The 10,918-nt window shown below is 58.2% G+C and carries 10 protein-coding genes and 1 pseudogene; 4 read left to right on the top strand and 7 right to left on the bottom strand.

Going from position 1 to position 10,918, the window contains the following annotated elements:
- Positions 1 to 1,026: imidazolonepropionase (gene hutI / locus ABJP42_RS08315; protein ID WP_348339863.1), on the bottom strand; the 1,026-nt coding region annotated here is incomplete at its 3' end.
- A gap of 82 nt (positions 1,027 to 1,108) precedes the next feature.
- Here hutI and ABJP42_RS08310 point away from each other — a divergent pair.
- The 4 genes from ABJP42_RS08310 (at position 1,109) to ABJP42_RS08295 (ending at position 5,973) form a co-directional block, all read left to right on the top strand.
- The gene (locus tag ABJP42_RS08310) at positions 1,109 to 2,479 is read left to right on the top strand and encodes a formimidoylglutamate deiminase (protein ID WP_348339862.1); all 1,371 of its coding nucleotides are present in this window, start codon (positions 1,109 to 1,111) and stop codon (positions 2,477 to 2,479) included.
- 678 nt (positions 2,480 to 3,157) lie between these two features.
- Positions 3,158 to 3,691 (top strand): hypothetical protein, encoded by a 534-nt coding sequence (locus ABJP42_RS08305; RefSeq protein ID WP_348339861.1) that lies wholly within the window; start codon positions 3,158 to 3,160, stop codon positions 3,689 to 3,691.
- A gap of 168 nt (positions 3,692 to 3,859) precedes the next feature.
- Positions 3,860 to 4,942 carry a transporter substrate-binding domain-containing protein gene (locus tag ABJP42_RS08300; protein WP_348339860.1) on the top strand — a complete coding sequence of 361 codons (1,083 nt, stop codon included), beginning with the start codon at positions 3,860 to 3,862 and terminating at the stop codon, positions 4,940 to 4,942.
- 11 nt (positions 4,943 to 4,953) lie between these two features.
- Positions 4,954 to 5,973 carry a LysM peptidoglycan-binding domain-containing protein gene (locus tag ABJP42_RS08295; RefSeq protein WP_348339859.1) on the top strand — a complete coding sequence of 340 codons (1,020 nt, stop codon included), beginning with the start codon at positions 4,954 to 4,956 and terminating at the stop codon, positions 5,971 to 5,973.
- Between the two features lie 66 nt (positions 5,974 to 6,039).
- Here the strand turns inward: ABJP42_RS08295 and modC are convergent, their stop codons facing one another.
- The 6 genes and pseudogenes from modC to ABJP42_RS08265 form a co-directional block, all read right to left on the bottom strand.
- Positions 6,040 to 7,161 (bottom strand): molybdenum ABC transporter ATP-binding protein, encoded by a 1,122-nt coding sequence (gene modC, locus ABJP42_RS08290; RefSeq protein WP_348339858.1) that lies wholly within the window; start codon positions 7,159 to 7,161, stop codon positions 6,040 to 6,042.
- A complete protein-coding gene (gene modB / locus ABJP42_RS08285; RefSeq protein ID WP_348339857.1) occupies positions 7,161 to 7,853 on the bottom strand; it encodes a molybdate ABC transporter permease subunit in 693 nt (230 codons plus the stop codon). The genes modC and modB overlap by 1 nt, the downstream gene beginning before the upstream one ends.
- A 6-nt stretch (positions 7,854 to 7,859) precedes the next feature.
- Entirely contained in the window at positions 7,860 to 8,639 is a 780-nt protein-coding gene (gene modA, locus ABJP42_RS08280; protein ID WP_348339856.1) for a molybdate ABC transporter substrate-binding protein, read from the bottom strand.
- 184 nt (positions 8,640 to 8,823) lie between these two features.
- Positions 8,824 to 9,387, bottom strand: a complete 564-nt coding sequence (locus ABJP42_RS08275; RefSeq protein WP_348339855.1) for a chemotaxis protein CheD — start codon at positions 9,385 to 9,387, stop codon at positions 8,824 to 8,826.
- Positions 9,388 to 9,410: 23 nt separating this feature from the next.
- Positions 9,411 to 10,355, bottom strand: a complete 945-nt coding sequence (locus tag ABJP42_RS08270; RefSeq protein ID WP_348339864.1) for a CheB methylesterase domain-containing protein — start codon at positions 10,353 to 10,355, stop codon at positions 9,411 to 9,413.
- A gap of 148 nt (positions 10,356 to 10,503) precedes the next feature.
- A pseudogene (locus ABJP42_RS08265) lies at positions 10,504 to 10,918 on the bottom strand (methyl-accepting chemotaxis protein); the annotation flags it as partial.

Below are 10,918 nucleotides of genomic sequence, written 5' to 3'. Positions count from 1 at the left end.
GGTCATGCGGAACAGGGTGCAGCCCATGTTCATCGCGAGCAACAAGGATGTCATCGGCGCAGAGCCGGGATTGCAATCCGTGGCCAGGGCCATTGGCACCTGCGCGTCGCGCAGCAGATCTATTGGCGGCATTTGTGTTTCTCGCAGGGTATAAAACGCGCCGGGCAGGATCACCGCCACAGTTCCACCCTTGGCCATGGAGGCCACGCCCTCTTGATCCAGATATTCGATGTGATCCGCCGAGAGCGCGCCGTAGCCTGCGGCCATTTTGGCACCGCCAAGATTGGAGAGCTGTTCCGCATGTAGCTTCACCGGAAGGCCCAGCTCCTGCGCGACATCAAAGACCCGTGCCATCTGATCTGGGGAGAAGGCAATGCCTTCGCAGAACCCATCCACCGCATCGACCAGCCCCTCGGCATGGGCGGCCCGGAGCGTTGGAATGCAGATTTCGGAAATGTAGCCATCGGCGTTTTCGTGGTACTCAGATGGCACCGCATGGGCGCCAAGGAAACTGGTGACCACCCGAATGGGGCGATGCGCAGGTAGGGCGCGGGCAGCGCGCAGCATGTTCAGCTCGGTTTCTCGATCGAGCCCATAGCCGGATTTCACTTCCAGCGTGGTGAGGCCTTCGGCCAACATCGCATCAATCCGCGGCAGGGTTTGCTGCACAAGGTCTTCGATGCTGGCTTTGCGGGTCGCGGTGACGGTGGAGATGATGCCGCCGCCTGCCCGTGCAACCTCTTCATAGCTGGCGCCATTCAGTCGCAGTTCAAACTCAGCCGCACGATTGCCGCCATGGACAACATGGCTGTGGCAGTCGATCAGCGCGGGGGTCACCAATCGTCCGCCCTGCGGGCGATGCGGGAGCCTAGAGTAACGGGTCGGAAGCGCGGCCTCGGGGCCGACCCAGGCGATTTTGCCCGCGACTACCGCTATGGCGGCGCCGTCTATCATCCCATAGGGCGCGGCATCCCCTGCCATGGTCGCAGCGTGCAGCTTGGTAAAAACGTGATCTTCAACCTGCATGGCAGCCTCCGAAAATGGTGAATTCCCTCTTTTCTGGTACAAATCAATATGCCATATGTCTAGACATAAAATGAGGTGAAAAATGACGGCACTCTTTGCGAGACGGGCCCTTTTGGCCGGTGGCTGGGACAGGAACACGCGTGTGGAAATGCAGGCGGGCAGTATTTCCTTGATCGAGACCAAAACCGTTGCAAAGCCCGGGGATACCCTGGTCGACACCGTTTTACCTGCTCTGGCCAACCTTCACAGCCACAGTTTTCAGCGTGCCATGGCCGGGATGACCGAATATCGCATGGCGGGTCGCGACAGTTTCTGGACCTGGCGGGATCTGATGTATCGGTTTACTGCCCATCTCACCCCCGAACAGATCGAAGCGATAGCTGCTTTGGTGTTTCTGGAGATGCAGGAGGCCGGCTATGCCTCGGTTGGCGAGTTCCACTACCTGCACCACCAAAAGAATGGCACGCCTTATGATAATCTGAGCGAACACTCCGACCGGATCATGGCGGCGGCCAGCCAGACGGGCATTGGCCTTACCCATTTGCCGGTGCTTTACAGCTATGCCGGGGTTGGCAAGCGGCCGCTGGAACAGGGTCAGATGCGATTTGGCAATGATGTTGACCGGTTTTGCAGGTTGGTAGAACAGGCGCGTGGCGCTGCCTCTGCCCTGCCCGATGATTGCCGAGTCGGCATAGCGCCGCATTCATTGCGGGCCACGGCTCCGGATGATCTGGCGCAGGTGCTTCTGGCGCAGGCAACGCAGTCTCCGGTGCATATTCATATCGCTGAACAGCCCAAGGAGGTGCAGGAGGTACAGGCAGGTCTGGGCGCACGCCCGGTGGAATGGTTGCTGGACAACGCGCCTGTAGGGCGGGATTGGTGCCTGATCCATGCCACCCATATGACTAAAGCTGAGACTCGCGCCATGGCGGCTACGGGCGCAGTGGCGGGGCTCTGCCCGGTGACCGAGGCCAATCTGGGCGACGGGCCTTTTAATGGCGCGACCTACCTTGAAGAGGGAGGTGCCTTTGGGGTCGGATCAGATTCCAACGTGCTGATTTCGCTCACCGAAGAGCTGCGCACCTTGGAGTATTCGCAGCGACTGCGGGATCTGTCTCGCAATGTTTTGGTGCACGGCGAGGGTTCGGTGGGTCATGCGCTTTATACCGCAGCGGCCCAAGGTGGCGCCCAGGCTCTGGGACGTCAGGCGGGTGAGATCGCAACCGGACGATTGGCAGATCTGGTAGCAATCGACAGCACCCATCCGACGCTCTGTGCCCTGACGGATGCGCAGCTTTTGGATGGGTTGGTCTTTGCGGCCAAGGATCAAGTGGTCACCGATCTGTGGTCAGCCGGGCGTCACTGCGTTCAGGCCGGACGCCATCGGGCCCGCGATGCGATCCTGACACGCTATCGGACGGCCATCACGAGCCTGTTGGAAGAGATTGGTTAGGCCCCGAACTGGCAGCTTGGGCCACAGGCTACCAATTTAGTTGCAACGCCCCAGTAAGAAAGTAGCTGTCCGAAAAATCTGCTGGAATCTAAGGGCCTCCCTCGTGCGACTCCTTTGTTGACATGTGACATTTGGGCAAGCTCTACGTTTTCAGGTCAATGCAAGAGCTGTGTTTTAAGGTGCCTTTTCAGCGATTTGCCAGAAATTCATTCCTTTTCCCATTGTGAAACTACAGCTCTGACCGGTGATGCCTCACGCTATGTTGACGGTGATTCTACTATTGGTTAATAAATGGTTAACACGGGCCAAGCCTCTGCAGAAAAACGCGGTGGGCACGCCTGGTGTCGGGGTTAAAGGGTGAACAGGGCAGTGCTACAGCCATTAGAAATCTCCTCTGAGGAGTCATTTTCGTCCGTGCGCAGACCACAACCGGTCAAGTTGAGTGGTGTTGTGACCAAGGGTCATATTCGTGTCGTTTCCAAGCCGGGTTTGCAGGTGGTTGCCTCTGCAAAGCCCGAGGTTATTTCTTTTGAAGCTCAGGCCGCGGCAGAGCCAGTTGCATCCCAGCAACCCGCTGCCGTACAGCCCGTAACCTCCAGCTGGAAACAGGGATTTGCGCAGGAGGCTGCTGATGCGCAACCTGTTGAAACTGAAACTCTGCTGCCACCGGGACATTCAATGAAACTGATCAAACTCATCGCTGCTGCTGCGGTTCTGGGCATTGCTGCTATCGCCCTGACCTTTTTGCAATTCTCCGGCTCTGGTGAAGCCGCCAATAGTCAAAACCTTTCTGCTATTCAGAGGTTTAACCCAGTCATTTCCGCTGCGGGGGCCAGCCCACTCACTGATGCCGCATCCGTTCCGGAAGCGGCATCAGGTACCCAGGACAGTTCTGCCTTGGTGGCGCAGATTACAGCTGGCACTCTGGCCGCGCTGCGCAGCACCTCAGCTCAAACCGCGCAGACCCCTGCCATACCTGCCAATGTATCAGGATCTGGAGCTGCTGCCGCCAGCCCGGTTGTCACAGGAGAGGCCAACGGCCTTTACGCCATGGTTTTGGCAGCGTTGCAGCAGGGGCAGTCAACGCAATACATTGATCAGATGGTCAATGACGCGTATCGCAACCAGCAAGTTGCGGTGCCCGCAGTGCTGCTGACCGCCTCTGGCGAGGTCAATACCCCGGCATTGCTGACGCTGTTTGGTGGCCAGTAATCTAACACGGGATCCCAGCGCCCTCGGCCAGAGGATCCTTTAAACGCCTGTCCGGTCCTGCCGCTGGTCAGGCGTTTTTCAAACTCTTTTTCACAATAAGATCAGAATCATACAAAATCCGGTGCCCTGCGGAATGACCGGGTCACATTTATCCCTGGGGGGGACCACATGAAAAATAAGATCCTGGCAGCAACTATTGCGGTTGCTGGCCTGTTCTCGGCGCAGGCTGTCGCGGCTGAAACCTGTGGCGGTTACTACAGCGTCCAGTCTGGGGATAGCCTGTCTCTGATTGCTGATCGCCTGTACAAGGATGTCGGGGCCTGGAGCACCATTCACTCGCAGAATATCAAGGCCATTGGACCAAAGCCTAACGCCATTCGTATTGGTATGAAGCTGCGCATGCCCTGCTTAAACGGCCTGCCAATTGGTCTCGAAGGCGGCACCGAAGTCAGTAGTGCCACCCCAGTTGCTGTGGCTCCGGTTACAGTGACCCCCGGCAATGCATCGGTTCGGCAAAAGATCAACCTGCTGACCGGCGATGACTACGCGCCCTTTACCTCCAAATCTTCCCACAATGGTGGCCTGATTACCGATGTGATGGATGCGGTAATGACCTCGGCTGCGCCGCAGGAAGGCTATGCCATTCACTGGGTCAACGACTGGGGATCGCATTTTGACCCGCTGCTCTCCAACGCATTGCTGGATGTTGGCTTCCCCTGGTATCGCCCGGATTGCGACACCATGCCCGAGAGCTATCGCTGTGTGAACTTCCTGTTCTCAGACTCGATGTTTGAGACCCTGATGCTGCTCTTTGTCGATAAGGACCGCCCCTTCACCTTTGAGGATGATGCCGACATTCTGGGCAAGACCCTGTGCCGTCCCAATGGCTATCTGACCTTTGATCTGGATGGATCTGGCCGTCGCTGGATTGCCGACAATAAGATCACTCTGAAATCGCCCCATACGGTCAAGGATTGTTTTGACATGGTGGCCAAGGGTGAGGCCGACGCAGTAGCGATCAATGAATTCACCGGGCGCAGCGTGATGAAGGAAAACGGGCTGGAAGGTCAGTTCAACGTTTTGCCGCAGCCGCTCTCCATTCTGGGCATTCATGCGGTTGTGCATAAATCCCACCCCCGCGCCGAAGAGATGATGGCGCTGGTCAGCAAGGGGCTGAAGGATGTGCGCGACAACGGCACCTATCAGCGCATCATCGAAGATCACCTCTCCCGCATTTGGGCCGAGTTCTAGGAGGCGATGTCATGCTGAAAAAGCTATCGATTTACTGCGCATTGGCTATTGGGTTCCTGAGCCCAGCCACCGCTTGGGCGATTTGTGATGTGGATTACCGGGTGCAGCCCGGTGATACCCTGTTTTCCATCGCAGAACACCACTACGGCGATCGGGGACGCTGGACGCTGATCTACTATGGCAACCAAAGCCGCCTCACCGGCCCCGTGGCAGAACCCGGCAAGATCCTGCATATTCCTTGTGCCAAGGGGGTCTCGGCCCCGGACGCAACGCCATTGCGCCGCGATGATGCTGAGATGAAGCTGCTTACAGGGGGCGGTTTTGCGCCCTTTACCGATCCAGATTTGCCGGGTCAGGGTCTGATCACCGAACTGGTCAATGCTGCGATGGAATTGACGCCCTCGCCGGTCTCTTATTCCATCACTTGGGAAAACGACTGGTCCAAGCACCTGTTTCCCAAGCTCGACAATAAAGAGTTTGATATGGGCTTCCCCTGGTTCAAACCGGATTGCGAAACCACACCGCAGGACGAACGCTGCGTGAACTTCCATTTCTCTGAGCCACTGATCACCATACCAATCATGCTTTTTGCCCGCGCTGATGCTGGCTTCACCTTTGACGAGGACAGCGATCTCGAGGGCAAAACCCTCTGCCGTCCCAAGGGCTATTTCACCCATGACCTAGACCGTCCGGGTCGACGCTGGCTGAGCGAGGAAAAGATCACGCTGGTGCAGGCTGACACGCCGGCCGCCTGTTTCCATCTGGTGCAGGAGGGCCGGGTTGATGCGGCCACCGTGAACCTGTTTCTGGGAGCCAATACCTTGATCCAGGAGGGGCTGCGCGACAGCATCCTACCGGTGGAGCGCCCCTTGTCCGAAGAAGGGCTGCATGTGGTAATTTCAAAGCGTCATTGGCGCGGCACATCGCATCTGTACCGGATAAATGCGGGGTTGAAGGCCTTGAAAAAGGAGGGCCGATTTGAGGAAATCGTTGCACGCCATCTAGAACTGTTCTGGGCACAGCTTCAGTAGCCCCCTCGGGCTGAAACCGTGCACATTGAAAATGGGCTGTACCTTTGCGGTGCGGCTCATTTTTGTTCAAGGGGTTTCCCCAAGCTTGCTGCCCGCATCACCATGGATCTTGCCACTGACATCACCACGCGCGATGGCAACGGATTTGACAACTGCATAGCAGTGAATCCCCTCCTCCAGCTCCAGCGCCTTGGCAGAGCGCTGGGTGATGCGGGCCAGAACACGGCCTGCATCGGTCTTGAGCGAGACCATGGCGCCGGGGCCATTACCGCCGCGGATATGCTGGACTGTGCCGGGCAAAATATTGAGCGCCGAGAGGCCTTCGGGCTTGTGCCGCGAAAGGATCACATCCTGGGCCAGAATACGCACCCGCAACAGACTGCCGGGGTTTTGCCGCAGCTGCGGCAGAAACAGGGGCAACCCACCGGCCTCCAGCTCGCTCAACCCATCGGGATGATGCCGTTTCAGGCGGGCTTCCAGCAGCGCGCCCGCCGCGCGGACACCGGTGGGCATCACCCGGTCATCGCTCAGAACCTCGGCCGCGCTGCCCTGGCGTTGCACCTTGCCGTCCTGCAAGACCACCACAGAGGTTGCCAGCCGGGCAACTTCGGCAGCGGAATGGCTGACATAAAGAACCGGGATCTTCACCTCGTCACGCAGCCGCTCAAAATAGGGCAAAATCTCTTCCTTGCGCGCCTCGTCCAGCGCCGCAAGTGGTTCATCCGCGAGGATCAAATCAGGGGAGGCCAACAAGGCCCGGCCAATGGCCACCCGCTGCTTTTCCCCGCCGGAGAGGTCACCCGGCTGACGCGACAGCAGCGGTGCAATGCCAAGCATGGTGACAATCCGATCCAGATCTTCGCGCGCGGCGCCTTTGGGGGCAAACCAGCGACCAAAGAGCAGGTTCTGTTGCACGGTCAGGTGCGGAAACAGCCGCCCCTCCTGAAAGATATAGCCGATACGGCGTCGGTGCGGTGGCAACCAGATCCCACGGTCGAGATCAAACAGCACCCGGTCGTTCAGCGCGACATGGCCGGTTTCAGGCCGGTTCAATCCCGCCACCGCATTGACCACGGTAGTCTTGCCTGAGCCGGAACCGCCAAACAACACGGTCACTCCGGGTGGGGCCTCGAAAGAGATTTCCAGAGAAAACTCGGACAGTTTCTGGCGCAGGGCAACAGAGAGCATCACATCCCTCCCAGGCGCTTGCTGGCGCGGCGGGCCAGAATTTCAGAGAGGATCAGCGCAGTCATGGCCACACCCACCGAGATCAGTACCAGCCGCAGGGCGGCACTTTCCCCGCCAGGAACCTGCAGGAAGGCATAGATCGCCGAAGGCAAAGTCTGGGTCTGCCCTGGGATATTAGAGACAAAGGTGATGGTGGCGCCAAACTCGCCCATGGCCTTGGCAAAACCCAGAATGGTTCCGGCGATAACACCGGGCAGGATCAGCGGCAGAGTGACGGTGCCAAAAACCCACAGAGGGCTGGCGCCAAGGGTTGCGGCAGCCTCTTCCAGTTTGGGGTCCACCGCTTCAATCGACAGGCGAATGGCCCGCACCATCAGCGGGAAGCCCATGATCGCCGCCGCCAGGGCGGCTCCGGTCCAGCGAAAGGCAAAGCTGATGCCGAGCGGCTGCAAGAGACTACCTAGCGGACCCTGGGTGCCAAAGGCTAGCAACAACAGGTAGCCCGTGACCACAGGGGGCAGGATCAGCGGCAGATGCACCAGCCCATTGACCAGTTGCTTGCCGGGGAAGTGCCAGCGCGCCAGCGCATAGGCGGTGAAGATGCCAAACGGTAGGGTTAACAGGCTGGCCCAGATCGAAACCTTCAGCGACAGCGTTACAGCCTGCCATCCTTCGGGGCCAAGCCAGCTCATGTGCCGCTACTCCGCCAATACATCAAAGCCGGCGGCGCGAAAGACCTCTTGTGCTACCGGCTGTTGTAGATAGGTGTAAAAGGCGAGGATGGCAGGGGTTTTAGCCGGCGGGATCAGCGCCAGCGGGTAGCGGATTGGCGCATGCGTGGACTGGGGGAATTCTGCCAGGACCACGACGCGAGGCTCTGCCTGGGCGTCGCTGGCATAGACAATGCCCAGAGGCGCCTCCTCAGCGGCAACCAAAGCCAACGCGGCACGGACATTGTCGGTTTGGGCGATTTTAGGAGCAAGGTCCTGCCAAATCCCTAGGTTCTGCAGCGCAGATTTGCCATAGATGCCGGCGGGTACTGCCGTCACCAATGCCATGGCGAGCCTGCCCTGCCCCAGTTGTGCCAGCAAAGCCGGATCGTCAAAACCGAAAATAGGCTGGGCGCTGGAGCGTGGCGCGATCAGGACCAGCCGGTTGCCCAACAGATCCCTGCGGCTACCAGCAACCAAATGTCCTTCGGTCTGCAGGTAGTCCATCCAGTCTGCACTGGCTGGCAGGTAGATATCCGCCGGCGCGCCGAGGGTGATCTGCCGGGCCAAAAGCGAAGATCCGGCAAAGGAGAGCGCCACGGTCTGGCCGGTTGTCGCCTCAAAATCCGCCCTGATTTCTTCGAGCGCGTTTTTCAGACTGGCTGCTGCAAAGACTGTAACATCAGCGGCCCGGGCTTCGCGATTCGGTGCCAAAGCCAGCACCCCGGTCAGAAGAAGACCAGCAATCATATGACAGATCCGGGCCATCTCTCAGAACCTCCCGGAACCTGTTACATATGCCTCCCTTTGGGGGTAGCCCTGTGATCCCTGCTGGGCAAGTCAAATCTGAGCAGGATCCATCGGCCAGCACGGATCCGTAGACTGTCAAAGGAATAGAAAAACCCGCCCCAAATCAGTTTGAGGCGGGTTTTCAATGTGACTTGAGGCCGGATCAGAACAGGGTCAGGCCACCTGGATCCGACGGCGCTGGTGCCGGTGCTGGCTTGGCTGCTGGACGGGCCTTTGCCATCTCTTGCTCGCCCAAACGGCGGTCATTTTCAACACGGGTCTGCTGAGCACTGCCAGAGGTGGCATGAAATCTGACCCGGCGCGCCGAGGTACCACCAACGCTGGAGGATATGACCGGAATGCCTTCGTCCTTGAGGAAGTGCTGCACAAAATGTGAGTTCGAGGCGCCAATATCTGACAGGTTCACCGACATTTTGGCACCGCCAAAGACCTTGGCCTTGAGGTTGTCCCGCTGGGCCCCTTTTTTCATGATGCCGTTGATCAGAAGTTCCATCGCATGGATGCCGTAGCGCGCATTGACGTCATTGCCATTGGCATTTGCCAAAAGGAAATGATTCATTCCACCAACACCATTTTCGGCATCGTAAATGCAGGCGGCAATACAGGATCCAAGAACCGTGGAAAACATGACCTTAGGATCTGTTGTAACCCGGTATTCCCCCTGCAGAACCGTGACCGATGTGGTATTTGCAAAAACTGTTGTCACAGTACTCTCCTTAATTGAGTTACTCAGGCTTTCGCAGCCTGCAGAAGGGCCCCAGCCATACGGGCAAGGGAAACCTGTTTCTGGGCGCCGCCATTTTCCCAGGCAACACGTGGCATTCCGTAGACAACCGAAGATTTTTCATCCTGGGCAAAGGTTGTTGCCCCTGCCTTGCGCAGCTCCAAAAGTCCATTGGCCCCGTCCTGGCCCATACCGGTCAAAATCGTAGCGACCACGTCCTTTCCATATGGCACGGCAGAGGTGAACAACGCGTCAACAGAAGGCAAATGACCTGAAATTGGTGGCCCTTCTTTCAGACGCGCTCGGATTGGTTTGCTTTGGGTCATGCCCATATGACGGCGTTGACCGGCGGCCACATAGACATGGCCGACTTCCAGTTTCATATTGTCTTCCGCCGGTACCACCTTGGCGGCGCAGATACGATCCAGCAGTGACACCAGGCCCTGGCCAAAGTTCTTACCCGTGTGCTGGACGATCAATGTTGGTGGACATTGTGCCGGAAACCCAACCAGGACACTGCGCAGGGCTTCCACTCCGCCGGTCGAAGAGCCGATAAGGATGATCTTTTTGAAGTCTTTGACAGGGGCGGCGCCGTTGCCGCCCTTCATCCCTTTTGGGCCCGCCACATCGCGCCTTGGCGCTTTGACCATCATGTCAAAGTATTGGGAGAATTGCACCGGGCTGTCCGCTTTGGTCAGCTCAAAAATACCAGCCCCAACGTTGAGCAGGGGCGAGGCGTGCCGCGCGGGTGTTGCCCCGGCACTGTCCATAACCGCAACCCAACGGGTGTCCAGTGCTGAGAAAAGCGCCAGCATCATTTCAAATTCAGGCAGTTTGGTGAAGCCATCCTCGACAAAAGCAAATGTCGGCTCTGCGGCCTCTGCCTGATTATAGGCCATCATGAGGTTATTGGCCAAAAGCACCTTCATACCTGGATAGGTGGCCTCCATGTGGCTTTGAATTGAGCGGGCAAAGGCCCGGTCTGTTGTGATGATCAATAGATTCTGAGACGGCACTGTTTCACCTAGTCAGTTGATCGGTAAAAAACCGAAGTTTACGGTCGCCCCGGGACATGTGTTTTGCCCCGGGAAAGCACTCTTAAAAGTCCTGCCACATGTCCTTGGCGGCATTGCCATCGGTATCCAAGGAGGCAGGGGCAGGAGATGATACGGTCTCGTCCATATCCCAGTCGTCGCTGCCATGGGCTGAAGGTGCAGGGCTGTAGCTTGCCTCTTCCGCGGTTTCTGTCTGCAACGGCGCAGGCGCTGCGCCACCTTGGATTCTAAACCCGGACACCAGCTGCGATAGCTGCGTAGAATCACTGCTGAGCATATGGCCGGCGGCAGTGGCTTCTTCCACCATGGCCGCGTTTTGCTGGGTCACCTGGTCGAGCTGGGTGACGCCGGTGTTGATCTCGTTCAGGCCAGTGGACTGCTCCACCGCGCCTTCGGCAATGCCGGAGACCAGTTTCGAGATATGGCTGACCTGGCCGACAATGCTGTCGAGGGCCTCG

Origin of the sequence: Pseudophaeobacter sp. (assembly GCF_039971195.1) — a bacterium.
GTDB lineage: Bacteria > Pseudomonadota > Alphaproteobacteria > Rhodobacterales > Rhodobacteraceae > Pseudophaeobacter.
The sequence above is the reverse complement of the archived record's forward strand: the minus strand, read 5'-3'. Positions and strand labels throughout refer to the sequence as shown.